Source organism: Chryseobacterium sp. II3a (assembly GCF_057815135.1).
Genome location: NZ_JBYPZJ010000007.1, coordinates 163322 through 188649 on the forward strand (window position 1 = coordinate 163322; position 25328 = coordinate 188649).

Genomic DNA, 25328 nt, shown 5'->3' on the forward strand with positions numbered 1-25328 from the left:
ACTATATTGTACTCCCAACTAAATGTATATAGATATATTTTTCGTCGTTGGAATAAGCATAATAACCAGATTAGTATCAAAAATATTCTTATTTTTATCGGGCTCATAAAATAATTCTTTTGAAAGTAATCCTTCTTTTATTTAGTAATGAAATTTTTCTCTATTTAAAAAATGGAATGAGCAAAACAGCTTTTCTTAATGTATTGGTATAGATTCTGAAAAGAGACCTTCATTTTGGAGGTATTATACAAAGTAAAACTTATGAAAAAATATATTTTATTAGGGTTGATATTGCCTTTTTTTGCTCATGCTGAGAAAAAAAACGTATCTATTCTCTCTCATCAGAATATTTCTGCAACCGTTAAAGATATTAATTACTTAGAGAATGAATCTCGTTATGGCGTTTATGTCTATAATACGAATTGTTCTTTTGAAATTTTAATTAATGATATTCCTGTTATAAACTATAGTGATACTTCAGGGAGTGGTTTGGCCGGTTCTTATTTTCCACTGAATGAAGGAATCAATAAAAAAGGGACTCAAAGAATCAGTATTAGAATGACTCCAGGATTTAATAAAGATCAAAATACTTTAAACACTCAGTTTTCTCCCGACTCAGGAATGAAGATGAAGATTGTTAAATCATTGAAAAATAAGACAGGTAGTTGGGAAGAAAGTGATGTACAAAGCTATTCCACGTTTAAAAAGAAAATGGCGGCTAACAATATATTTGAAGATAAGTTCACCTTCTTTGCTGATATTCCTTATGATATAAAAACTCTTGATAATGCTGAGGTATTATTTACTGATGATAAAGATAAGCTGCAATTTCTTGAACAACAAGTATTGGCCAAATATGATAAAATAAGAAATATCTATGTAAACGGTTCCTGGAGTGCATTGGCTAACATTTATTATAACAAAGAAAAAAGAGTAGCTAAACAGCTATACTTATTACCAGAAGAAATAAAGCAGAGATGGAATGAATATGTATTCAGAACCAAAACTGATATTGCCTCTTTTGATGTAAAGCCAATAGAAGATTATAAAATGACTTTTTATGCTAACGGCAAAATCGTATGCCTGCAGAAGATTGATGACGGAAAATCAGCACTTTGGGGCAATTTCAAAAGAAAAGGGAAGGATAATGCAGAGGTTACTTACATTACCCTTTACCTTTATCGTCTTAAGGGCAGCAAAGAATTTGAAGTATATTAAAGTTTATAGAGAATCGGTAATGGCAAGTTCTGTGATGGTATCTAGCCATTGTTTACGGTTCTTTTCCGTTAATTCATATAAAGGACCTATAAAATGGTTTTTAACAGATGAAACTCCACAATATTCCAAAATACCTTTCTTTAGCTGAATAAGGCCGCTTGATTGGTATTCGTCTTCATAAGCTTTAAGAGATAGGTCGCCGGCTGTGGTAATAATCCTTGCTGATTTCGCATTGAGTAATCCTTCACTACTTCCTTTTTTATCCGTTTTAAAAACAATTCCGGGAAGAAATGCCCTATCAAAGAATCCTTTCATTACAGCGGGCATACCCAGCCACCAAACAGGATGGATCCATATCTGATGTTCACTCCACTGAATATCTTCAAGGGCCTTTATAAGGTCAGGTTCCAGTTCCATTCTTTGTCGATAGCCAAATTGCAGATTAGGATTAAAATTCAGGTTTCCAATGGCAATATACCGTACCTCAGCACCGGAAGCTGAAGCAGCACTGATATAGGATTCTGCAATGGCAGAGTTAAAGCTGTTTTGATCTGGATGACCATTGATAACTACAATTTTTTTCATGATTTTTGGGTTAAAATAGATTTAAATAATTCGACTTGCTGTCGGTAAAAAGCTTCAGATAAATGACATGGGAAGAAGTCAAAAGCATGTACAGCACCTTCCATTTCTATTAGGTTCACTGAAGTTCCGGCATCCTGCAGCTTTTTTGCATATTCCTTTCCTTCGTCTTTTAAGGGGTCCAGTTCACATACAATGATGGTGGCATCTGGAAGGTTTTTGAAGTTTTTCTCCTGGAGTGGTACAGAATACTGAGGAGGTTGAATCATTTGGTCTTGTAAATAATGTTTCCACATCCATTCCGCCGCTTTTTTAGTCTGCATAGGTGCCTCTGCCAATTCATTCATGGATGAGGTTGCCAAAAGATGGTCCATGGGCGGATATAATAAGTATTGATGAAGGATATTGATTTCTCTTTTATCTCTTGCATAATGAGTGACAGAAGCTGCAATTGCAGCGCCGGCGCTGCTTCCGCTGATCATGATTTTATTTTTATTGCCACCAATATGTCCGGCAAAATAAGATAACCATAGTAAGGCATCATAACCATCTTTCATGGCGGCAGGGAAAGGATATTCTGGGGCTAGCCTATAATCCAAAGAGACAATTACAGCCTCAATATCAAGTGCCAATCGATAGAAAATAAAATCATATTGTTCCGGCGCCCCATATATAAAAGCACCACCATGGAAATAAAGCAATACAGGTAAATTTTGTTTTCCTTTTGGTTGGTAAATTCTCGCCCCGATTTCTCTTTGAGGTTCTGAAGAAGGAATAGGGATGTTCTCTACAGAAAGTGATGGAGGAACAGGCAGTGGCTCTTCGAGTGCCATTATCTTTACTTCTTCATTCCTGATTTTTGCCGGCTGATTGGCCAGTAAATATTCATAATCAATTTGGTTGAACGGGCTGTCAATAATAGCTTTTAACAGCTCCGAGTCTATTCTTTCTTGCATTACAGATAAATTTTGTATCGCAAAAATAGACTGATAAAATAGGTGAAAACAGGTATATTTAAAGCTTGTTTAGGTATCTTTGCAGTATGGCAAGAGAAAATATATACCAATCCCTTGAAGTTTTCTATGAAAAGATCGATCAATGTCCATTAAAGGACAGGCAATTCAATTTTTTTGAACTGGTCTATGTGATTTCCGGTATTGGTGATCATATCGTTAACGAAAATACGATTGCCTTTTCCGCAGGAGATCTTTTTTTGATTACACCCAATGACTGTCATGGCTTTCATCTGAATGGAATCTGTGAGTTTATGGTAATTCGTTTTGGTGAAAACTATATCAAAGAATACCAATGGAAAAGTATAGATCATATTGAATGTCTTTTGTACTATGCTTCTCATCTGTCAGGTTCTGTACTTGTGAATAATGAGGATAAAAAGATGATAAGTCTGCTTATCCTGAATCTACAGCAGGCTTTAGAACATGAGTCAATATACAATGAAGACCTTACCCGTCATTTGGTGAATGCCATCATAGTGATTGCAGCAAGGAATATAGCGGTGGTCAAGCCTCAGAATATCTCTTCTAATGCAGATGTCCGTATTCTTCAGATGTTGGATTATATTCAGGAAAATATACGCCAGCCCAAACTTCTGAAAGTAGAAACTATTGCCAATGAATTTGGATTATCTCCAACTTATCTTGGAAGCTATTTCCGTAAACAATGCAATGAATCTATCCAGCAATATATTTCTTCCTATAAAATCCGTTTGATAGAGCATAGATTACGCTTCAGTGATAAAAGGGTTCATGAAATTGCTGATGAGTTTGGTTTTGCCGATGAAAGCCACATCAACAAATTCTTCAAAAGACATAAAGGGAAAAGTCTTAAAGCATATAGGCTAGAAGTAGCTTAGAGAGTATTAAATACTTCCATAATTGCCTCAATAAGCCCTTTTTCTACCTTAGACTCCGATGAGGTATCCTGAATCATAGCCCTCATATTGCCTTCATCATCACGTTCAAAAACGACTTCGTTACCATTCACATCTACATAGAATTTATAACCATAGGTGAACGTGGCTAATTTTACATTAAAAAGTTCTTCTTTTCCTTTATAGGTTACAGGGAGTTCAAATTCTTCCATTACGCTGAGTGTTGCACATTTAATGCAGGCAAATTTCGGAAATCTTATTTACAAATGCTAATGATTGTGAGGTTTTCAAGAGAAATCAAAAGGTAAAATGATATTGTTTTAGTTTATCTATATAGCCCTTTAAGATAAATTTCTTGTCTATTTCTTGCTTTTTTATCCGTCAATAAGGTTCAGAGTATATTTTTTAATTCATTTTAAACCTAAATTAGTTTATTAATATTCTTTTTACTGGTTTTAAATAGTATATTTGTATTTATTTTAATTGCAAATATTTATATTTTAAAAGAGAGGTCATGAATAGAGTGAATATTTTTTGGTTCAGGAGAGACCTTAGGCTGGATGATAATATGGGGCTTCACCATGCCCTCAATGCTGGGAGAAATGTTATTCCCATTTTTATTTTTGATACAGAAATACTGAATCAGCTTCAGAATAAGTATGACAGAAGAGTAGATTATATTCATCAGGCTTTGCAACAAATTCATAAAGAGTTGAAGGAACATAACAGCGGGCTTCGTGTCTACTATGGAAGTCCATCGGATGTTTTTAAAAAAATAGCGGAAGAATTTATAATTGATACAGTTTTTTGCAATAGGGATTATGAACCGCAAGCCATAAAGCGGGATCGGCAGATAGCTGATCTGTTATTAAAATACCATATTCAGTTTAGGGATTTTAAAGATCAGGTCATCTTTGAAAAAAATAATATTCTGAAAAATGATCTTTCTCCCTATACTGTTTTCACTCCATACTCCAAGAAATGGAAAGAAAATTTTAAAAATATAGAGACTGTTACTACAAACTGGGATCACTTTGCAGGTTATAATGGACCTTCAGAAATTATTTCATTAAAAGAAATAGGATTTGAGAAAACAGATCTTAAACTGGTAGAACCGAAGTTGGATAGAGATATCATAGATTCCTATGGTGATTATAGAGATTTCCCAGCTATGGATCGTACGACTCATCTTGGCATTGCGCTTCGTTTTGGGACAATTTCCGTCAGAAAATGTGTACAATATGCTGCTAAGCACAATGAAGTATGGCTTAATGAACTGATCTGGAGAGAATTCTTTATGCAGATTCTTTATCATTATCCAAGTGTTGTACATTATTGTTTTAAAAACAAATATGAGAATATCTCCTGGAGGAACGATGAAAATGAATTTAAAGCATGGTGCGAAGGCAAAACAGGCTATCCGATTGTGGACGCCGGAATGAGAGAGCTTAATGAAACCGGATTTATGCACAATAGGGTAAGAATGATCACTGCAAGCTTTCTTACCAAACATTTGCTTATTGATTGGCGGTGGGGAGAGGCCTACTTCGCAGAAAAACTCTTAGATTATGATCTGGCAGCTAATAACGGGAACTGGCAGTGGGCTGCAGGATGTGGATGTGATGCAGCACCTTATTTTAGAATATTCAATCCCTATGAACAGGCTAAAAAGTTTGATAAAGACGGTCAGTATATTAGGAAATGGCTTCCTGAAGATTATATTGAAGAACCTATTGTAGAGCATACAAGAGCCAGAGAACGAGCATTGATGGTTTATAAAGAAGCATTGGCAGAATAACAAATAAAAAAATGACTAAAAAAGGAATTTTATTAATCAATCTTGGGTCTCCAAGATCAACGGCAGTAGAAGACGTCAAAGAATATCTGGATGAATTCCTGATGGATGAAAAGGTAATTGATTATCGGTGGATTTTCCGCGCACTTTTGGTTCAGGGAATAATTTTAAAAACCAGGCCTGCAAAATCAGCAGAAGCTTATAAAACGGTGTGGACAAATGAAGGATCACCGCTTATTGTTATCACAAAAAAGATACAGCAAAAGCTGCAAAAGCTAGTCGATATACCGGTTGAGATCGGAATGAGATATGCGGAACCAAGTATTGAAACAGGCATCAGAAATCTTGTTGAACAAGGAGTCACAGAAATTGTATTGTTTCCTCTTTATCCACAATATGCAATGAGTACCACAGAAACGGTTATTGAAAAAGCAGAGGAAATCAGAAAGAAAAAATTTCCCAATGTAAGAATCAATTATATTCAGCCTTTTTATAACCGAGACCTATACACAGACTGCCTAGCAGAAAGTATTCGTGAGAAGCTTCCGGAAAACTTTGATGCCTTACTGTTTTCTTATCATGGGGTTCCTGAGCGGCATATCTATAAAACAGACCGTACAAAGACTTGTAATATGAATGATTGCTGCCATAAAGATACTCATCCCAGCCATTCGTTTTGTTATCGTCACCAGTGCTTCAATACTACCGATCGGGTAATTCGCAAGCTTGGATTACCAAAAGATAAAGTCATTGTTTCTTTCCAGTCCAGATTAGGAAAAGATAAATGGATAGAGCCTTACACGGATCATACATTAGAAACAATCCCCGGCAAAGGCATTAAAAATCTTGTCATTGTTTGCCCGGCATTTGTTTCAGACTGTCTTGAAACGCTGGAGGAAATTTCGGTAGAAGGAAAAGAATCATTTCTGGAAGCCGGAGGTGAAAATTTCACCTATATTCCTTGCCTCAATGATGAAGACCGCTGGATTGAAGTTATCCGAACGCTGTGTGAAGAGCAGCTTAATCAATTCTATTTAGTATAGTTTTGAGTATATTGTAATTATTTTTTATAAAATTAAGTATTTTTGTAGACTATTTGAAACGAATGAATTATACGCTTATTAAAGATTTCATAGATCTGCTGCAGGACTTTGAAAGAGAAGGCCGCATTTATCCTGATGTGTATCCGGGAACGATTCAGGGTTTTAAAGCATGGATTTCCGATAAGGAGAATACCGGAAAAGAAGGCCATTCTGAAGAGCCTTACTGGGAAGGCAAAGAGAATGGAAGAACCCCGGAAAGTGCCATAAGTACATTGCTTGTTCATCTTAACCGATACGCAAAAACCTATTCAAAGTCTGCCATATCAGACTCTGAATTTTCTACTCAGGAAGACTTTATTTATTTAATTAATCTAAAAGCTTTCGGAGAGATGACCAAAATGGCTCTGATCAAGAAAAATATCCAAGATAAACCTGTTGGAATGCTTATTATTGCAAGACTTTTACGCCAGGGACTTATTGAGCAGATGGATTCTGATATAGATAAACGCAGTAAATTAATCCGGATTTCTGAAAGAGGGCTGATGGTTTTGGAAAAACAAATGGAGAAGATACGACAGGCCACTAATATTGTTGCGGGAAATCTTAATCATCACGAAAAGATGGAACTTATCCGTATTCTTAATAAATTGGATCGTTTTCATTATCCCATTTTTTCACGAAATATCAATTCTGAAGAGCTTATCACTACTGTGTATGATGAATATTCATTTAAAGATGAGTAGTATCTGAAATTTCTTCTAAAGCTGAATTGTATTAAAAGGCTTTATTAATTTAACTCTATAAATCGCTGACTGTTTTTTAGTTGGCGATATTTTTTTTGAAAATCAATCAACAATGAGGAGATGGGTTTTTTAGGAAATAGTGATAAGATATAATGTGATTATTTCATACTAATTATTGATTATATGTATAAACTCGGTACCACAAATTAGGTATAAATACTTAATTGATATCGTTTTGAACCTATTATTTTTATCCCATAATATTAATCCATAAAAAAATAATAACCATGGGAAATTTTGCATCATCTAGAAACTTGGGTAATGGATATCCAACTCCGGGTCCTCAGCGTCCTGATATTCAGGACATCATGAATCACGCTTATTTTTTGACAGAAGGTCAATGGAAAGAAGCTAAAGAAAATAATTCTTACGACTATATCGTTATTGGCTCGGGTTTCTGCGGATATGCCTTCGCTAAAAGAATTTTGGAAAAAGATAAAGAAGCTACAGTTCTAATGATTGAAAGGGGAGGCTTTTTATTGCCAACCCATTTTCAGAATTTAGGAGCAAGCTATAAAAAACTGGTCGGGCCTATTTCTGAAACTTTCCCTTGGAGCTTATCTCAATCTACAATGCTTGAAAAGGCCCCTTATCGGGTAACACAGCATGGTATGCTGCCTTATTTTGGGGGGAGAAGTTTCTTGTGGAGTGCTTGGTGCCCACAACCAGAAAAAGAACAAGCTGCTAAGTGGTCCCCAGTTTTATTTAAATCTTTAACAGAAAAAAATGGTGAAACATCTTATTTTGAAGATGCTATCCAGTTATTGCATGTCCATAAGTCTAATAGTTTGCCTTTTGTGAAGAACTTAAAAAAATTAAAAGGCCTGGATTTAGAAGACAATTTGAGTAAATTACAATTACCAGAATATGGAGGATTGCAAGATGCTATTTACGAAAAATTTAATAGCAATAGAGAAAAATTCAACTCGAATGTTAATGGAGGAAATCATACCGGAGCTCAGCTGATGAAGGTTGAATACGCTTCTCTGGCTTGTGGTGATGGTGAGAATAAGGGGATTGATTTTAATAAGTTCTCTACTCCAACTGCTATTCTGAATTTGGTAGACAGTACTGCATTTGGCACTGAAAAAGATCCTATTGTAGAAAAAAAGAGAAAAGAAAGAAATAATATGTATCCAAACAGGTTGCATATTGTTACAGAGTGTGTTGTAGAAGAGATCTTGAATGAAGATAATAAAGCTTATGGCTTATTAACAACAAGGGGTACAATTGCATTGAATGATGCAGAATTAATATTAGCAACCGGAGCGATGCCACCTGCTACGCTGATTCAGAAATCATTCAATCATGAATTGGCAGGTCAGCATTTTACAGCTCATACGATTTCTGCAATAACAGCCAGAGTAGAGAAATCTAAATTTATGGAGCTTTTAGGAAAAAATTCGATTTCAGAAAATGATAATTTGCAGATGGGGGCCATCTATCTGCCATTCTTTGCTAAAAATAAGCAGCAGTTTCATATTCAATTGTCCATTATTCATGATCCTCACCCGGATAAGAATAGAGAACTTGCCATGCGCTATATGCCGGATGTGGTTTCTACAGCCTCTCCGGAACAATTAGCAGACTCGGAAAACCATGTGATATTAGTATGTGCTATTCTGGGTGAATTAGATATTCATAATAAAGAAGCATCTTTTCATGCTAATAAAGACCATGATGCTACGACTGCTAGTATTCTTCGCTGCAATCCAAGCTTGATCGATAAAGAAACATGGGATGATATGGGTAAAGCAACCTACGATATACTTGATTACCTGTTTGGTGACCCGGAATACTGGTATAGTGATTTGAATTATTATCAAGAGTCTCAATTAGGTAAAGAGGTGGTTAAAGATTTGGAGAAGCGTTCTACAATGCAAAACTCTTGGGTAAAGAAAGATGAGCGTACGGCTTACCCGCATGTTCCGGCAATGGTGCACGAAGGTTCTTCACTTCCTATAGTTAATAACAATGATATTGAGGCTGTAGTAAACTTAGATTATCAACTGATAAACCAAGGAAAACCTGTAGCCAATTTATTTATAACAGGAGCATCATTATGGGCACAGAGCGGTGCCTGGAATCCTACTTTGACCATGACGGCAATGGCACTGCAATTAGCAGATAAAAGAATTGCTGCAAAAAACGCAGGTAAACCGATTAATGCTAAAGAAAAAAGTATCAATGGTAAAAAAGAACATATTAATGATAATAGTCTTGAGTTTAATGAAGTTTTTTCTTTAATGGATCAATCTAAATTTTAAGCGGCATGGATAATAACGAAACGGCTACACTTGTAGAAACTGGATTGGATTTAAGTCCAGTATTAAATATGGATGGTGTCTACACTTGCGTAAAAGATGTTGATTCCAGATTTGTATATTGCAATGAAAATTTTGCAAAATTAGTGGGGAGTTCTGTCTTTGATATAGTAGGAACCATTGATGATAGAGCACAACACGTAAAGGATGATGAAGCGGTACGAAAGTCTGGTGTGCCTTTATTGAACCATCGTGAGGTAATAGAGTTACCAGACGGATCACAACAGCCTATCCTTACTCAAAAGGGTTTATGGCGATGCTCAACAAACAAATTTGAAATTTTGGGGACTACCGTTAACTTCGCATTGCAGAAAACTAAAGAAGCATGGATTAAAGATTTGAGATTAAAACGGGTAGATCGTGTCGGTTATTTTGGTATTGATCCTACTCACGAAGCAGACAAAGACATTACCTATTCCCTGAATTTTATTCTGATAGATAATAAGCCAAAGTTAAAACTCCATAAGCTTACGATGGACGAGCAATGGTTTTTTCATGATGGCTCGGCATTGGAAATTTATATTTTCGACTTGGAGAAAAAGACCGCAACTGTTAAAGTGATAGGCCGGAATATCCATAAAGGAGAAAATTTACAAGCTATTGTGCCCAAAAATACATGGTTTGGAGCCCAAGTCGTAAATGAAGATTTCAATCTGAGCAGCTGCAGTTTAGCACCAGGTTTTTACGAAGGCTGCAGTACCTCTTTACCCAGTGACGACAAGGAGTGCAAAGCTTTTTTAGATCACTTGAAACAAGTTTTTCCGGCACATACTGCTATAATCGACGAATTATCTTAATTTGATACATCGTGAAAGCTTATATTTTATCGAATACGTTTTTTAATTCTTTAAAAATATGCAGTTTATTGATTTAAAAATCATTGTAAAAAACGCGCCAAATTTATTGGCGCGTTTTTCATCTGTTACAATAAAATATTTTCCAGCTGTCTTAAAAAAGCAATCGTATTCAATCAACCCCTATTTCAAAATCAAAACAGGTAAATTGGTATTTTGATAAAGGCCTTCAGAAATGCTTCGGTTTGCTATATAGTAAAGGAAACTATGTCTGCCTGGTAAAGCAATAATAAGATTAGCATTGTTTGAAGCTGCAAAAGTCAAAATCCCGTTGATCACATTTTCATCATAAGAATAATGAATACTGCTTGGAATCTCTGTTAAATGCTGATGAATATAGTCTTCCAGTTCTTTCTTTTTATCAGGGTTGATATCCGTTTTTTCTTTGGTATTGATATTCAGGAATGATAAGTGTCGATCCTGTTTCTGAATAGTAGATTTGTGCTGAAACAGCCTTTCAAGTTTTTTAACTCCATTGATATCGCAAGGAATCACAATATTTTTAATACTGCTGTATTGATAACTATTGGGAATAATCAAGGTCTTAACCGGACTTGTTCTTGCAATACTGATAATATTATCGGACACAAAGCTTTCATTGGAGGAAGTAAAATCATCACTTCCCAAAATGATCATTTCGATGGACGGCTGGTTTTTCAATACTTCATTGATGCTTCTTGTCAGTGCCCAGTCACTTAAAAGCCTGGAGACTTTTACTTCTGGTGAAATCTCTGCAACAATCTTACTTAGCTGATCAAATCGTAATTCTGTCCTTTCTAAAAGACTATTGACACTTTCTTCATTAACGAATGAATGGCCTTCTGCAATATGCAGATAATCAAATTCAGATTCTCCGGCAATTTTTAAAAGAATAATGTTTTGGTAATCATAATTTTTTGCCCATTCTGCGGCAACTTTTACTGCATTTTCTGTAGTAGATGTAAAGTCAATAGGGACGAGGATTGTTTTCATGTTGTATATTTTAATCCTGATTATTCTAAATTAGCAGTCATTTTTTTTACTAAAAGAAGAGCATTGTTGATTTCGTCTTCATGAAGATTACCTGCAGCTTTTTTATAGAGCTCCAGTGCCCATGGATACACTTTTTCTACAAGCTTTTTTCCTTTTGAAGTAAGAAAGATCTGCTTGTTTCTTCGATCATTTTTATAAGCGACACGTTCTACCAGTTCTCGTTTTACGAGAGCATTGATAAGATAGGTGATGCTTGATTTATCTTTACTTACTTTATTGGCTATTTCCTGTTGATTAATCCCATCATTGCGGGATAGAAGCCCAAGAATTTCAACCAGTTCAACGGAAAGATCCGGATCATACTTATTAACGCACGTCTGAATTTTTTGCCGTAAGCGGCTTTTCATTTCAGTCATTGCCCAACCCAGTTCTAAGGCCAATTCGGACAGGTTATTTTGTTTTTCAGACATAAAACTCTATGTTGATGCTTCCTAACAAATGTACGGAAAATTAGTTTTAATTTCAACTAATTAAATATAAAATATTAGTGAACAAGTTTTTATATCTGAAGAAGAGGGTTTATAAAATTGTTTGTGGGTGGCCAATCAGGTTATTATTGAAAAGAAAGAAAGGAACAGTTATGCCAGCGGTGGTGGCTGTTCAAAAAATGATTGATAGTAAAAGTAAAGAAATAGAGTAAAGGATTCCAAGAAATAAAACCTTGAGATAATCAACAAAGGAGCTCTGAAAAGAGCTCTTTTGTTGGGGTTAATATATCCTTAATGAATTGATTGAAAATTTGGTTGTTATTGAAATATTCTCCGCCATTTGGTCATCGTATTTCTGCTTAGTCCAAAGTGTTCGGCTACCTGAAGATTATTCATTCTATTATTTTTTTGATAATTAAGTATACTCATAATATCGGATTCATTATAGGAACGAAGTTTTTGATTTATCTTTTTCAGATTTTGGTCCCTACTGCCAAAAATCCTGTTATTCAGTTCCATGATATCAATAGCAGAAAGTATCTTTTTTTCTAATAGCCTTTTGCATTCTGCTTTTTTATGGGGATATTTTTGTTCAATGATATCTGAATATATTCGTTTATAATTGGGTTGACTCTTTTTTTTCATTCTGATTTCTGATTTGATGCTGTCATTTATTATGTTTTGCAATCCACTTGCATAAGGTGGTATAAGGAATTCCATACTCATCCGTCACCTGGCGTTTGGTCTTTTTTTGTTGTTCTATCAGTTCTAAAATGAACCCTATCATTTCCCGGGTATAGATGTTTTTTCTGAAACGGGGAAGTTTTGAAGAATGAGATTCCCGAATGGAGGCCGAAGGAGGAGCATAGAGGATCAGGTGCTGGGAATAGATTCTGAAGAAATCATATTCAAGCAGCTTGCTCCATCTCAATAATAGGTTTGTAGGGATGCTTTCTTGTTCATACATCTTATTTATTTCACTCTCGGTACATTTCATGAAGTTGCAAATACGAGGTAAGTCAATCTTACTTTCCTTAACCCGCATATGTATAAGCTCTCCAATATTAATATCTCTAAAATTTGTAATCATTTTTTTTATTATTTAAGAAACAGCCTTGTTGAAAAACTTTAACAAGGCTGTTAATTTTAAAAACCTTCACGAGAAAGGTATTGTTGATAATTTAGTCCGGACAGGTTTGTGTAGAAATGCAATGCCATGCCATGGAGGAGTCTCCCTCTTTAAGGGTATACATCTTCAAACATTTGTTCGTTGCATCATATACCATCATTCCTTCCACAAAATTAGCAGCCGGAATGCCTACCGGATTTCCTGATGTATCAAATGCAACTCTGTTCGGAACAAAACCTTTGGTTTTTGCCTCCAGAGCCAGCCAGCCACCTTTTCTTACCATAGGCCAGTTATCAGCTCCGGTTCCAGCTCTACCCAGTGCCGTGATTCCTACTTTGGTATCCAATGTGATTCCAGTCGTGATACCAGGTTTGTAACAGAATGGAGGGATACAGGTTGAAACGGAAGCGTTTTGTGAACTTCCAATTGCCTGTCCTGCATTGGCAATTGTAGGTATTCCATTAGTATTGACCGTATTGCCAAGGTTTTTGATAACCGGACCTGCTGTTCCGTTGTACCCACTTCCTGTATTACCGCCCGGAAGTGAAGAATCTACAAGATTGGCGATAGTGAAGCCTCCTGTTCCCTCCAGGGCATCAGGGCATCCATCTCCATCAGAATCCAGATCAAGGTGATTAGGAATTCCATCCCCATCGGTATCACATGATTTGTGGGCAAACAGGTTGTAGGCGACTAGATCACCTGCTCCAAAATTATTACTGGTCAGTGTAATAGAAGTAACCAGGCTATTTCCTTCTCCTCTCAAAAGAATCCACTGATCATTTATAGAACCTATTGAAGAAATAGTTCCCGTTACCGGATCATAGTTCATTACGGCAGAAGGAATGCTTGCCATATAGTTGGTTGTCATATCTTTCACCAATAAGCCATTTACATTTCCACCATTGATTTTTAAAGAATAGCTGGCAGCTGAAGAACCGTTTGAAAGACCGTCCAAATCCTCGATATAGAAAGCCAGTTCACTGGCAGGAATACCTGGTGAAAAGCTATATGTTAAACTTACAGAATTATTATTATGAGATTTGAAAATTCTTTTGGTAGCTCCATTGCTGTCTGTATAGAAATGGTTCAGGTTATCATTAAAACCAGAGGCTGTTTGTAAGGCGGTATTTGGCGCTGTCACAGTTAGATTGGAAACTGTATCTCCCTTCCACACACCAGTTTCATTATCTGAGTAATATCCTCCGCAGTTTTCATTGAGGTCAGATATACCGTCATTATCATTGTCTAAATCGCACATGTCTGCAACACCATCTCCGTCAGTATCAGGGCCATAACAAGGGATTTTCGCAAATGTAATGAACTTACCATCAGCGATGTTCTGTTGATAGATCCATTTTGTGGCGTTGCTTGAAGTAGGGTTCACTACTGTAACATTGGTTGTGAAAGCTGCATCATCAGCTACCAGCATGGCGATCATACCAGATCCCGTATTAAATGTACTACTATTATAAGCTGTAAGATCCGCTTCAAAGAACAAAGCGCCTGCATCAGCATTTTTCTCCTGAGCCAACCAGGTTCGTGGGATTCTTTTATAGATAGTACTACCTACTGTAAGGTCTACAGGTGCTAGTGTAACATTAGCATTATCACCTAAAAGAAAATAGGTTTTATCATTCGCAAATCCTGTTCGTGCTGCATTTTGGTTCGGATTAATAAAATCATTAATGGTGGCAACAGTAAGAATCGTTCCTGCATTCACACTTTTGGAGACTTTCTGTTCGAGAATTTCAATATCATCTCTGCTCACTCCAAATACATTATTATTGTATGTTGTATTAGCTGCACCGTTCCACACTATATTTCCGTCTGTATCCAGATAATGATCCGTATCTACTTGCTCTAGTGTAATCCCGTATTTGATGGCAAGATAAGAATCTACTTTTCTACGTTCCGTGGCAGATATTGTTCCGGCACCATAAATAATGGTTTCCCCTATATGGCCTATAAATCCGGCATCGTCACCTCCCGTCAGAGTACCTGAATTACGGCCAAATATGTGCCCTCCAGTTACTGCTCCGATCATACTATGGTTTGAAGATGGACCAAGTAGTGGACTTCCATTAACCCCTCTCTTAAGATTAACATCTGTGAAAGTACTGTAAGAGATACTTGGTATTCCGGTAACATAAGGATTTCCTGGATTCGCCCAATAAATAGGACCACTGCCGGCATTGTTTCTCCTAACTATATTTCCTCCTGGTTCGAAAGCTGGAGAATCCCAGTTATCGCCACCGAAGGTAGTATTATTTCGGCCTATGTTTAAGATTCTTGCCCCGCTCATTCCCTCTTTCGTAAAAGTAAAAATATCATAATTAAGAGAGGTTAGCGTCTGTACAGAGATATTACCTAGTGATTGAGTATTGGCTGTAAAATTAATTCCTGGGTTAAAGTTGAAGTAATTGGTTGTGCCTTCTACATATTTCGGTAAAAGATTGGCTCCCATCTGTCCAACTGTGGTTCCATTCCATACATCCGTCCATTCGGTTACCTCTGTAGCCGATCCCGTATTGGTTGCATTCTTATCAGCCCTGTACCAATAAGAAAGACCGGTTGTTACACCTCCCGGTGCGTTTCCGAAACCTGCAAAGGTGAAAAACTGCCCGTTTCCTAATATTACATTTGCGGTTTTATACACAACACCATTTACAGTAATTTCTGTGACCATTGGAGTAAAGGTATCTGTTCCGTCAAAAACTTCATCTGGTGATTGTACCAAATACAGATTTTTTATGCTTTTTGGCCAAGCGACTGTTACTACTCCTACGCTTCCTGAATTCTGTACTTTCCAGATAGATTCAAAACGGTAATTTGTTTCTCCGTTAGTACCTGCTGTATAATTTAAAGGTATTGTAAGACTTTGTTTCAGACCGTTATCTCCTGTCATTAAGAATTGGAGATCATTAACAAGTCCTGTACTGTTGGCAACATTGTTGTCGGCAAATCCGGTTGTGGAAATCACGAGCTTTTGTCCTGCGTTTACACTACCAGACTGCTTCTGATGTAGTAATGTAATATTATCTCTTGCAATACCGAAAATATTGTTGTTGTAACTTGTATTCATGGCTCTGTCCCATACGATATTACTGTCGGTAGAAAGATAATTTTCGTTTAACGTAGTACCATTCTTTACCGCAAGATAAGAGTTTACTCTTGATTGTTCATTAGTTGTAAGTGCTCTTTTGTACCATATGATTTCCATGATATCCCCAGGAAAAGCACCTGGTGAATCCCAACCAGCATAACCTATTTTTAAGTGCTTTCCAAGAACATTAAAGGTATTTGTTGTACTCCCCAAATTAAAGATTTCGTAAATTCCGTCTAACCCAAGCCTTCTTTCTCCTCTTCCTGAATTAAGTGCTTGATCTTGAATTGCAGAGAATACTGAACTTTTATTCGTCATAAATGTATTAGTAGCACTCATCGTGTTACTATTTGCTTGAGCTCCGCCATTTCCAAAGTATTTGTATATATGAGGTATTCCTGAGTTAATAGAAATACCTGGTTCAGATGCATTCGTATCGTCATCAATTCCTGTAATACGACCTGTTCCATTATTAGATGTCGGTCTTACTACTGAGAAAACAGATACAGAACTTCTCATGGATAAGTCCAAATAATTATTAGTCGTATTTAGTTTACTATTTGTATTATAAAAGAATTTCGAAGCAGAATATCCCGTCGTATAAGGATGGAAGTTGTGTGCTCTGTCTGCGGGAGACAGCGCTATTCCTCCTATATTCGGAATATCATCTGCGTTGATAGAATGGTCTTTCCACGCTGTTACAATAGCTCCCGCATCGTCAGATTTTACCCAAAAATCTGCACCCGCTACACCTCCTGCCACGGCATTTATCACGTTTACTGTCAAGTCACTTGTAGTGGAACAAGAACCTGTTGTCACCGTCCATCTGAACGTATACGTACCGGGAGAATTAAACCCTGTTACATTGGTATTGTATAATGAAGGGGTTACAATTACAGGATCCGTAGCTCCCAATGGTTTAGATAATAACGTCCATACGCCGGTAGCCACTCCTGGATTGTTAGCATTAAAACTTGTTTGAGAGGCACCTATCAATGTTTGGAAAGATCCGGCATTAGCTCCTACCTGTGCCGATACAAATACCGAGAAAGTGCTTTCCAAAGAAGTTCCTGAACAGGAATATTCCTTATTTAAAAACATCCCCACATCTGGATTATATGGATCTGCTTTTATCTTAAATATATACTCTCCCTGCATATTCAGATTGGAAATTGTAGTCGAAGTATTAGTAAAGAGAGTATTATTAAAAGGTTCGAATACAGGATCTGCAGCCCCAGCAGGTTTTGAAACAAGTGTTAATCTGTAACGTCCGTCAAAATCTTGAAAATAACTGGTATTTACAATACCTTTGTACACTGCAGGCAGCGGAATTGTAGCCGTCACGACGCCACTACCTGGGTAACATACCGTAGTAGTAGGTACTGCTACATTCGGACGGTTGCCATCTGAGATATGAATATAATAAGTTTGGGTAGCTGAACAGGCCCCCGCATTACTTCTTGTTATCGTAAATCTATACGTTCCTAACCTCCAACCACCTGCTGGGGGTGTTACGGTAGCTGATCTTATTGCTGTACCTGCACCCCCGTTTGTCACAGTAGGTGCTCCTCCCGGAGGAATAATCCCTGAGGAAGCTGCACTTGTAATGATTGTAGCAGGATTATCAGCAGTATCAATAGTATAATAAAATGTAATGGGTGTAGACTGTCCTGCATAACCACAATGAACTTCTCCCCCCGAACTTCCACTATTATAAATCATCATCTGCTCCGGTCTGGAAGATGTAAGAAAATTTACTGGATTAGGCTGTGTTCCATTAAAGGTATATGTGATTTCCGGTGTGGTGAAAGTGCCACTGCTATTAGTTACAGTTAAAGTAAACTTGTAAACACCAGTAACATTGACACCGGTAAAAAATATATTATCATCATAAATATTCAAATAGGCGATATTCCCCCCAACCGGTTGACTGATGACATTCATGGTAACAGTTGTACCAAAATTTCCCGAAGAACCCGGTGAGCTGGGAAATCCCTTAGAAAATTTAGGAGATATACTCTGAAGTGCAACGTAATGACTTCCACCGCTGGAAACACATTTGGTAGTCGACACTGTAGGCAGTATTTGCGGATTTGGAATAAAACGTACAATAGCCGTGTCTTCGTACCAGCAGCTTGGATTATTGATAGAGGTTATACGTAGGGTAACTACATAAGCCGGATCAATATCATGATTTGCTTTATTGATAAGGCTGAACGTTGTTGTTGCTGATGTTGTAGAGCTAAACTGTGAGTTTTGGTTAGTTTTTATACTACTGCGTTCCCATTTGTAAATATTATAGGCACTCCATGATGCGGTATATCCGGCAGGCACAACACCATTTAATGTAACTGTACCCGTTGTCGCGTTAATATTGGTAATATCAGGTCCTGCTGTAAAAGCTGCTACATTTCCTGATGCAGTAATGGTCACTTGGGAAGTTGAAGTTCCGATATTGCAGGGTTGCGATATCTCAAATACATAATTTCCCGGATAGGTCATTCCTGTGACACTGGTATTGTAACCCGCAGGGTTTGTAATAACCGGATCCGGTGCTCCGGAAGGTTTGGATACCAGAGTCCATAATGGAGTTCCAGATGCGCTTCCTCCGGGGCTTCCCGATAGATTGGCAGAGGTGCCGCAAATGACGGCGTTGGCTCCTGCATTAATGTTGCAGTTCTGTGCCAAAATCAACATATTGCCCATAAGAAGGAATATGAAGAAAAAGAGGGTTTGTTTTTTCATAACTAAATAGTTTTTAGCCGGATTTCCGGCATGTGCGTTTTTTAATGAAATTTTTTATAAATAGGGCTATGGATCTTATGAATTGGCTTGGTGAAAAATCAATAAGAAGTTTTTTTCATGTTGCCAGGGTTCATATCATTATTTAACTCATACTTTTTAAAGGATCAATACTATTTGAAGACTGGGTATTAATATGTACTTGAGTAGAATTGGCCATATTTATAAAGAATAGGACTAATAAAAGTGTATTTCTTTCATGTTCTATTCATTTAAGGTTTCCAGAAAGTCCAGACTTTGCCGTTGTAGATGGCAAGCTGTCGTTTAACCGTATCATAAGCCATCATTCCAGGGGCAGGATCGAGGATGTTGAGGTGTGGGCTGGCTACTTTGGGTAATATCATCGCCTTGTTGGCATCAGATAAAACCAATATCCCCGGAGTGGTGTCTGTGGCAGCAGCAGATCCGATCACTGATTTTGCTGTTGCAGATTCCGTTTTGCCGGTCTGAGGCAAAAGATTGGCTGTTCCGGTGTTGTCAACACTCAAGTCAGTCCAGGTTCCTGTATCTTTCAGGTATTTTACTTTGTAATCGGTAGTATCATAAATGAGGGTACCATTGTTTGTAATGCCTGTTTTCGTTTCTACATAGGGGAGTATCAATCCCCGGTTTTCTGTGTCTGCAAATTCCAGGGAGACCGAAGTATTGGTTATGGTCGGTTTCCCTATGGCAATCTGAGACTTTACAGTGCCCGTTACAGCAAGAAAAATTGCGATGGGCAAGAGTTGTTTTTTCATGATTTTTTAAATAGGTTTTTATAAATGAAATGTTTTCTTTCATAATGTGGTCTCCTTTCCAAAAAGAACCGTTTAGCCTGAAAAAATAAATCATGAAGGATACCTTTAAAGTTTTGCCAGACATCCTTCATGATTTTATGGATTTACATTTAATGTCAATCCGGTACAGCTTTTTCCTCCTGCAATGATGTTCAAAGACATGGCTCCGGAAGTGGCAGGTGTCCCATTAATTGTATACACCAGATTTCCGTTTCCTATACTGAAATTTCCAGCTGTAAGGGTGAACGTCAATCCATTCTGAGTAAAGCTCTGTACAGGATAAGTTCCTCCATTGCCACCTGTGTAGGGAATGGTGAGTGTACCGTTATATGTTGCTCCCTGAGTAGCTGTTGGGGTGAATGATGCGGAACCACAAGTAAATCCTGAAACAACGCCGGATACTGAATCCATACAACCTGACCATTTTGGAGGATTATCCTGATAGGCTTTTATACACTGTTCAGATACATCATAAATCATCATGCCTGGTTGCGGATCGTTAATGGAAGCCGTATTGGCTATTCTGTTCAGATAAAGCGCCTTGTCTGTAGCGCCTAAATCAAGATCGGAGCTTGTATGTGGGGTAGGAGTGCCTATGCCAACTTGAGAGAAAGCAAAATTCCCTATCATAATGAGCATAAGCGTTATATATTTATTCATAATTGTTTTTTGTTTTAAAAGAAGGCTGAAACCATCTGCTTTTACAACAGATGGTTTTATAGAATTGATTACTCCTGAATGCAACGTACAGATTTAGCTTTATCTATCTCAGTATTACCTGTGCCAGGGCCATAAATAACACTATTCATCAAAGTATTTGTGGCATTGTAAGTAGCATTATAACCATCTGCTGCCGAATAGACGGGAACGGTTGGATTAAATAAATTCCCGCCCGTAACCTCCGAGGCATAGGTTAATTTTAATTTTTTTGTCGTTGCATATATTCCGTTACTGCCACTTGCTGTCATCACTGCCTGCCATTCTGCTTTCACAGGTACCTTGAAGCCCTGAGGGCATGGATTGTTAGGAGAAGATGCCAACCATCTGTCACCTTTTGGAGGAGTTGTCAGTGAGGTCCATTCAGCGGGAACCTGATTAGGTGTTGAATATATTGTATAGGGAGTAGTAGGGTTCCAGGTTGCCGCCTGTCCATATATAGCTCCATATTTCAAGGTTCCATTTTGGTAACTATTACCATAAGTATCAGTCCAGATATATCTATCTACAAGCTCATGTCCATCCGCTTTTCTGCCCCATTGCAAGAGAGATCCCATCGCATTGATATCTGTTTGGCTCGTTGCCTGTTGGGTAAGATTAAATGCTGGGTGATCCAGGTTTGCATAATTGGCCCCAAGATTATTGTTCAGCCATATTTTGCCATCCTCTGCCTGTATCGGCAAGTAAAGGAAATTATGCTCATATCTATTAGCATTGTCTATCTGTCCAAACATTCTGTCCGGTATTCCAGGGATATCGCGCAGCTGATAAGTGGTAAGTGTACCTGCTGCGTTGTACGGATATTGGAAAGTTCCTAATAATAATCCTAAATAATCATTTCCTATCCCTGCATTGATGTCCAGTTTCTTGGCAAGCAGATCATTTCCAACGGCTTTTATGGTAGCCACAAGAGAAGTATTGCTGGCCGTGAGAGTCTGTGCTGCCCAGGATAAAGTTACCTGTGTTGCTACACCATTATGCGTGAGATTTGCCGGAATGGTAGTGGTGGCACTCCATGCTGCGACAGTTCCGCCGCTTCCTGTAACGGTAGCTGGGATATAAACTGTGATTCCTGTAGTGGAGATACTTCCCTGTACATCAACCAGAGTATCCGGTGTTCCATCTGCATTGATCACAGCTGTGCTGGCAGGCGCTGTAGGTTTGGTATAAGGCATATAATCGTTATCATATACTGAGGCTACCCAATATCGGCTGTTTTGTGCCAACGTAACGGTTCCAGGCAATACGCCACCAGGATTTCCTGTTGAGGGGTTCACTGTAAAGGATAGAGCATTGGCCCCGGAGCAGCTTTGTCCACCAATGCTGATGTTGACCGAAGTGCTTCCTGCTGTAGTAGGAGTTCCGGTAATAGTATACACTACATTGCCGTCTCCATTAGCAAAAACTCCTAAAGGGAGACTAAACGTAAGTCCGTTCACTGTAGTGGTTTGTGCCGGGTATATTCCGCCATTACCTCCAGTGTAAGGAACAGTAAGGGTTCCGGTATAAGCCTGTCCCACTGTTGCGAAGCTTGGAGTAAAATAAGCACCGGCACAGTTAAGATTGGTAACAGAGCCTGTAAGTCCTCCGTTTCCTGTGATGCATCCTGACCATCCTGCCGGATTGCCTTGATAGGCTTTTACACATTTATCAGTAAGATCATAGATGACCATTCCGGATTGCGGATTATTGATGGCTGTAGTACTGGCCACTCTGTTCAGGTAGAGCGCTTTATCTGTGGAAGCCAGTTCCAGAGAAGCGCTTGGATGGGGATTGGGGGTATTGATGCCTACTTGCCCAAAAAAGGTCGTGCTAATAAGGCAGGTCGTTAATAAGATTGTGTTTTTTTTCATTTTAAAAAGTTTTTTTCATTCAAAGGGTTTATGTAAGAGTTAGCTTGTTAGGCTAATTACTTTTGTTACTCCGTTAGGTTCTATCAGGTTGTTGTATGCTGAGATATTTCTATATAATATCTGATGATCTTAAGGGTGATCATTTCTAAGGATAATTTTGTTTTCCTAATTGCAACTTGTGATTTTGTAGTCAACCTCAGAATGAACCTACGATCAATGGCTCTTTTTCACGAAGTTGATGTTTGCCTTAATGAAAAGGACTCCCTGTTCGCGTTGGTTGAATCCGGCAAATAGGTATAAATCACAATGGATTTTTCATTGAGTAAAGGAGTTGCCTGATAATCTCAATTAAATGAGCATTACAGCAGTAGAGTGAGCCTTAGGGGGAGGTCGGTTGAAGTTTCGGGATAGACTCAGATACGAGAACCTACAGCTTTTATAGGGTTTATTCACATAAATATCCAGCAAATGATATAAAACAGCTGTTTTGCTTTCAGGCTTAAGCAGAAGGAATTTCATCATGTGTTGAGGCCTGATAATTTGCTTTTCATTCTCAGAAGCAATCAGTAATGATCCCTCCGATTGGGAACCCCTGCTGAAAATTAATACGGTTTTACTACTGCTTTTAACAGGTAGAGAAATGTTTTTCTCTTTCTCTTGCTTTCTTTTGCTGGATATGAAAGTATTTTTTCTTTTGGAAGCTTTTTTTGTTTTCTCTTTTTTAGGCTGGCAAATGTGTACTTGTTCCATCCCTGAAATTACAGTGCCTTCTGATATAAATAGGGTAGTTGATGGAGTAGCAGTATCTGGAGATGTAGAATCATCTTGCCTGCAAATAGACTGAGTCATCTGAAAGTTAACCAACAACATGAGTAAGAATAAAAATCTTCCCCCCCCAATAAAATGCAGAGAGAAGAGTTTGTTCATCATGTTATTTTCAGAATCGGTTTTCATTTTGGTGCAATATTATGACTCTCAGAAAGTCTCTACAAGACTGATATAGGAATAATTCGGAAAGTTTCATGTGCTGTTTGATGAGTTTTACAATTTTTCTATTCTGTAAATCAATGTGTTGAAAAATATCAACGTATTTGCTTAGAATTTAAAAAATCCCAAATAGGTATATGATTTTTTAGGATATTTATTTCATTAAATTTGTGCAAATGATAATTATGTAAGGTTTGTGATATGAAAAAATCCTTCTCATTTAATAAAGGATGACTAAACTTTCATTCTCTTTAGTTATTAGGTGTTACATTCACTGATAACAGCATATGATCAATGTTATTAGAAAAAAAACTAATCCTCCGGACTATGATGAAAAAACTCTACTTACTTTCTACTCTTTTTATCCTGTGTATAACATTTGCTCAAAATGCAGATATTTCAAAGAATCCACTTTCTATAACTGAAAAAATTGATGATGAAATTAAAAAATGGAAAGCTTCTGCAGCTTCGGATCCCGTAACAGCTACAAAAAAATTACAGGAGCTAAAGGGACAGAGTGAAAAAAATCAGTATCCAAATGGAGCCATGACCAGTTCTATGGGGCTTGTTTTACTGTATTATAATGATGGTAATTATAAAAAAACCATTGAAGAGACTCGTTTTGTTGAGAAATACGCAAAAGATTTAAAAGCTTTTGATTATGTTTCTGATATCTATAGACTTAGAGCGATTTCTTATGGGGAAATGGGGCTTTTGGATGAAGAGCTTAAAGAGTTGGCAAAATCATTAATTAATATTGAGGATATAAAAGCCCCGAATCGCCGCTTTTATAGGAAATCTCTTATTTATGAATCCTATGCCGGAGCCTATGGAAAAAAGGGAGATGTTAAAAAGCAGATTTTTTACAGACATAAGAGTATTGTAGCGTCAAATCAAATGCCTGAGAATAATAGGGAAACGATTAATGCAAAATATCAAAATCTAGCTTTTCAATTTGCAGGTTTGGGTTTAATTTATAGTAATTTAAAGCTAAAGGATTCTGCTAATTATTATTTTGATAAAGCTTTGGCAATTCATAAGAGTAAAAAATATGATATTTATGTAAATGGGAGAGCAACTTTGCTCAGTGATGCGGCAAAATTTTATGACAACAACAGGGAATATCATAAAGCAATCTTATTTGCCAAAAGAGCAGAAAGCTTTGAAAAACAGGCTCCCATGCCATATATCAGGAAAGATATTTACCATACCTTGTTTAGTTCTTATGTAGAAACAAATAAACGGGATTCTTCAAAATATTATTCAAAGCTATATGCGTATTTAAGTGATAGTTTACTGAAGTCTGAAAAAGAAAGTATGGTAACCCCTGTGAAACAGATTATTTCGGATAAGGATCGTGAAACTCAATCTACCATTAAAAGGATATTGATTATAGCAGCATTGGCCTCATTGGTCGCAGTCTTAATAGGTTGGTCGTATTGGAAAAGAAAGAATAGGAGTATTCAGGAAAAGTATAAGGAATTAATCACTAAGATAAGTTCACAACAAACAGAGCCTGCATTAGAAGTACAGGCAAATCCAAGAAATAATCAAACAAAAACATCCTCAGTTGCCATTACTGATGAAACAATTAAGGTATTGCTTCTTAAACTTGAAAAATTTGAGATTTCGAAGAAGTACCTAAGAAAAGATGTGAGCGTTACCTGGATGGCCAGCAATTTAGCTACTAACCCGAAGTATCTTTCAGAAGTCATAAAAACCTATAAGAACCATAATTTCACCAGTTATATCAACGAACTTCGCATCAATTATATAATTAAAATGCTATATGAAAACCCAGTTTACAGAGAGTATAAGATTACTTATCTAGCAGAGGAATGTGGATATGTTACCCCGCGGGTATTCGTTAATGCTTTCAAAAAAGAAACAGGCTTTACACCTTCTTACTTTGTGGAACAATTGAAAACCTCTGCTTAAAGTCAATCTAATGACAGTTAAAGCCTGTAGTCTTGTAATAGACATTTTGA

At 37.3% G+C, this 25328-nt stretch carries 20 protein-coding genes; 8 read left to right on the plus strand and 12 right to left on the minus strand.

Features of this window, described 5'->3' with window-relative positions; all coding sequences use genetic code 11:
- The first annotated feature begins 261 nt into the window (after positions 1-261).
- Complete coding sequence (locus tag AC3HD6_RS17120; RefSeq protein ID WP_488897431.1) at positions 262-1218, plus strand: hypothetical protein; 957 nt, start codon at positions 262-264, stop codon at positions 1216-1218.
- Positions 1219-1221: 3 nt separating this feature from the next.
- Here AC3HD6_RS17120 and AC3HD6_RS17125 read toward each other — a convergent pair whose 3' ends face one another.
- Both AC3HD6_RS17125 and AC3HD6_RS17130 read right to left on the minus strand, forming a co-directional pair.
- Positions 1222-1803: an NAD(P)H-dependent oxidoreductase gene (locus AC3HD6_RS17125; RefSeq protein ID WP_488897432.1), complete on the minus strand. Its 582-nt coding sequence runs from the start codon at positions 1801-1803 to the stop codon at positions 1222-1224.
- A complete protein-coding gene (locus AC3HD6_RS17130; RefSeq protein ID WP_488897433.1) occupies positions 1800-2756 on the minus strand; it encodes an alpha/beta hydrolase in 957 nt (318 codons plus the stop codon). Before AC3HD6_RS17130 ends, AC3HD6_RS17125 begins: the two co-directional genes overlap by 4 nt.
- Positions 2757-2842: 86 nt before the next feature.
- Between AC3HD6_RS17130 and AC3HD6_RS17135 the strand changes: the two genes are divergently transcribed.
- On the plus strand, positions 2843-3673 hold the full coding sequence (locus AC3HD6_RS17135; RefSeq protein WP_488897434.1) for a helix-turn-helix domain-containing protein: 831 nt from the start codon (positions 2843-2845) through the stop codon (positions 3671-3673).
- Here the strand turns inward: AC3HD6_RS17135 and AC3HD6_RS17140 are convergent.
- Entirely contained in the window at positions 3670-3903 is a 234-nt protein-coding gene (locus AC3HD6_RS17140) for a hypothetical protein (protein WP_488897435.1), read from the minus strand. The genes AC3HD6_RS17135 and AC3HD6_RS17140 overlap by 4 nt on opposite strands.
- A 302-nt stretch (positions 3904-4205) precedes the next feature.
- Between AC3HD6_RS17140 and AC3HD6_RS17145 the strand changes: the two genes are divergently transcribed.
- The 5 genes from AC3HD6_RS17145 (at position 4206) to AC3HD6_RS17165 (ending at position 10453) form a co-directional block, all read left to right on the plus strand.
- Entirely contained in the window at positions 4206-5489 is a 1284-nt protein-coding gene (locus tag AC3HD6_RS17145) for a cryptochrome/photolyase family protein (protein WP_488897436.1), read from the plus strand.
- An 11-nt stretch (positions 5490-5500) separates the two neighbouring features.
- The gene (gene hemH, locus AC3HD6_RS17150; RefSeq protein WP_488897437.1) at positions 5501-6529 is read left to right on the plus strand and encodes a ferrochelatase; all 1029 of its coding nucleotides are present in this window, start codon (positions 5501-5503) and stop codon (positions 6527-6529) included.
- Positions 6530-6591: 62 nt separating this feature from the next.
- A complete protein-coding gene (locus AC3HD6_RS17155; protein WP_488897438.1) occupies positions 6592-7272 on the plus strand; it encodes a MarR family winged helix-turn-helix transcriptional regulator in 681 nt (226 codons plus the stop codon).
- A gap of 287 nt (positions 7273-7559) precedes the next feature.
- Positions 7560-9599 carry a hypothetical protein gene (locus tag AC3HD6_RS17160; RefSeq protein WP_488897439.1) on the plus strand — a complete coding sequence of 680 codons (2040 nt, stop codon included), beginning with the start codon at positions 7560-7562 and terminating at the stop codon, positions 9597-9599.
- A 68-nt stretch (positions 9600-9667) separates the two neighbouring features.
- Positions 9668-10453 carry a cupin domain-containing protein gene (locus AC3HD6_RS17165; protein ID WP_488897440.1) on the plus strand — a complete coding sequence of 262 codons (786 nt, stop codon included), beginning with the start codon at positions 9668-9670 and terminating at the stop codon, positions 10451-10453.
- 180 nt (positions 10454-10633) lie between these two features.
- Here AC3HD6_RS17165 and AC3HD6_RS17170 read toward each other — a convergent pair whose 3' ends face one another.
- The 9 genes from AC3HD6_RS17170 to AC3HD6_RS17210 form a co-directional block, all read right to left on the minus strand.
- The gene (locus AC3HD6_RS17170; RefSeq protein ID WP_488897441.1) at positions 10634-11482 is read right to left on the minus strand and encodes a universal stress protein; all 849 of its coding nucleotides are present in this window, start codon (positions 11480-11482) and stop codon (positions 10634-10636) included.
- Positions 11483-11502: 20 nt separating this feature from the next.
- Complete coding sequence (locus AC3HD6_RS17175; RefSeq protein ID WP_488897442.1) at positions 11503-11952, minus strand: MarR family winged helix-turn-helix transcriptional regulator; 450 nt, start codon at positions 11950-11952, stop codon at positions 11503-11505.
- A gap of 336 nt (positions 11953-12288) precedes the next feature.
- Positions 12289-12615: a helix-turn-helix domain-containing protein gene (locus tag AC3HD6_RS17180; protein WP_488897443.1), complete on the minus strand. Its 327-nt coding sequence runs from the start codon at positions 12613-12615 to the stop codon at positions 12289-12291.
- 22 nt (positions 12616-12637) lie between these two features.
- Complete coding sequence (locus AC3HD6_RS17185; RefSeq protein WP_488897444.1) at positions 12638-13060, minus strand: transposase; 423 nt, start codon at positions 13058-13060, stop codon at positions 12638-12640.
- Positions 13061-13151: 91 nt separating this feature from the next.
- Positions 13152-18950, minus strand: a complete 5799-nt coding sequence (locus tag AC3HD6_RS17190) for a DUF8202 domain-containing protein (protein ID WP_488897445.1) — start codon at positions 18948-18950, stop codon at positions 13152-13154.
- 269 nt (positions 18951-19219) lie between these two features.
- The gene (locus tag AC3HD6_RS17195; protein WP_488897446.1) at positions 19220-19744 is read right to left on the minus strand and encodes a hypothetical protein; all 525 of its coding nucleotides are present in this window, start codon (positions 19742-19744) and stop codon (positions 19220-19222) included.
- Positions 19745-19879: 135 nt separating this feature from the next.
- Entirely contained in the window at positions 19880-20443 is a 564-nt protein-coding gene (locus AC3HD6_RS17200) for a hypothetical protein (RefSeq protein ID WP_488897447.1), read from the minus strand.
- A 68-nt stretch (positions 20444-20511) separates the two neighbouring features.
- Complete coding sequence (locus AC3HD6_RS17205) at positions 20512-22353, minus strand: hypothetical protein (RefSeq protein ID WP_488897448.1); 1842 nt, start codon at positions 22351-22353, stop codon at positions 20512-20514.
- Positions 22354-22701: 348 nt separating this feature from the next.
- Positions 22702-23307, minus strand: a complete 606-nt coding sequence (locus tag AC3HD6_RS17210; protein ID WP_488897449.1) for a hypothetical protein — start codon at positions 23305-23307, stop codon at positions 22702-22704.
- Positions 23308-23667: 360 nt separating this feature from the next.
- Here AC3HD6_RS17210 and AC3HD6_RS17215 point away from each other — a divergent pair, with 360 nt between their 5' ends.
- The gene (locus AC3HD6_RS17215) at positions 23668-25278 is read left to right on the plus strand and encodes a helix-turn-helix domain-containing protein (RefSeq protein ID WP_488897450.1); all 1611 of its coding nucleotides are present in this window, start codon (positions 23668-23670) and stop codon (positions 25276-25278) included.
- Positions 25279-25328: the final 50 nt, after the last annotated feature.

Coding starts and splice junctions, on each gene's coding strand:
- AC3HD6_RS17175 (WP_488897442.1), bottom strand. CDS start 11,952: ATGTCTGAAAAACAAAATAACCTGTCCGAATTGGCCTTAGAACTGGGT.
- AC3HD6_RS17195 (WP_488897446.1), bottom strand. CDS start 19,744: ATGAAAAAACAACTCTTGCCCATCGCAATTTTTCTTGCTGTAACGGGC.
- AC3HD6_RS17190 (WP_488897445.1), bottom strand. CDS start 18,950: ATGAAAAAACAAACCCTCTTTTTCTTCATATTCCTTCTTATGGGCAAT.
- AC3HD6_RS17155 (WP_488897438.1), top strand. CDS start 6,592: ATGAATTATACGCTTATTAAAGATTTCATAGATCTGCTGCAGGACTTT.
- hemH (WP_488897437.1), top strand. CDS start 5,501: ATGACTAAAAAAGGAATTTTATTAATCAATCTTGGGTCTCCAAGATCA.
- AC3HD6_RS17185 (WP_488897444.1), bottom strand. CDS start 13,060: ATGATTACAAATTTTAGAGATATTAATATTGGAGAGCTTATACATATG.
- AC3HD6_RS17160 (WP_488897439.1), top strand. CDS start 7,560: ATGGGAAATTTTGCATCATCTAGAAACTTGGGTAATGGATATCCAACT.
- AC3HD6_RS17140 (WP_488897435.1), bottom strand. CDS start 3,903: ATGGAAGAATTTGAACTCCCTGTAACCTATAAAGGAAAAGAAGAACTT.
- AC3HD6_RS17180 (WP_488897443.1), bottom strand. CDS start 12,615: ATGAAAAAAAAGAGTCAACCCAATTATAAACGAATATATTCAGATATC.
- AC3HD6_RS17215 (WP_488897450.1), top strand. CDS start 23,668: ATGATGAAAAAACTCTACTTACTTTCTACTCTTTTTATCCTGTGTATA.
- AC3HD6_RS17120 (WP_488897431.1), top strand. CDS start 262: ATGAAAAAATATATTTTATTAGGGTTGATATTGCCTTTTTTTGCTCAT.
- AC3HD6_RS17145 (WP_488897436.1), top strand. CDS start 4,206: ATGAATAGAGTGAATATTTTTTGGTTCAGGAGAGACCTTAGGCTGGAT.
- AC3HD6_RS17165 (WP_488897440.1), top strand. CDS start 9,668: ATGGATGGTGTCTACACTTGCGTAAAAGATGTTGATTCCAGATTTGTA.
- AC3HD6_RS17125 (WP_488897432.1), bottom strand. CDS start 1,803: ATGAAAAAAATTGTAGTTATCAATGGTCATCCAGATCAAAACAGCTTT.
- AC3HD6_RS17130 (WP_488897433.1), bottom strand. CDS start 2,756: ATGCAAGAAAGAATAGACTCGGAGCTGTTAAAAGCTATTATTGACAGC.
- AC3HD6_RS17205 (WP_488897448.1), bottom strand. CDS start 22,353: ATGAAAAAAAACACAATCTTATTAACGACCTGCCTTATTAGCACGACC.
- AC3HD6_RS17170 (WP_488897441.1), bottom strand. CDS start 11,482: ATGAAAACAATCCTCGTCCCTATTGACTTTACATCTACTACAGAAAAT.
- AC3HD6_RS17200 (WP_488897447.1), bottom strand. CDS start 20,443: ATGAATAAATATATAACGCTTATGCTCATTATGATAGGGAATTTTGCT.
- AC3HD6_RS17135 (WP_488897434.1), top strand. CDS start 2,843: ATGGCAAGAGAAAATATATACCAATCCCTTGAAGTTTTCTATGAAAAG.
- AC3HD6_RS17210 (WP_488897449.1), bottom strand. CDS start 23,307: ATGAAAACCGATTCTGAAAATAACATGATGAACAAACTCTTCTCTCTG.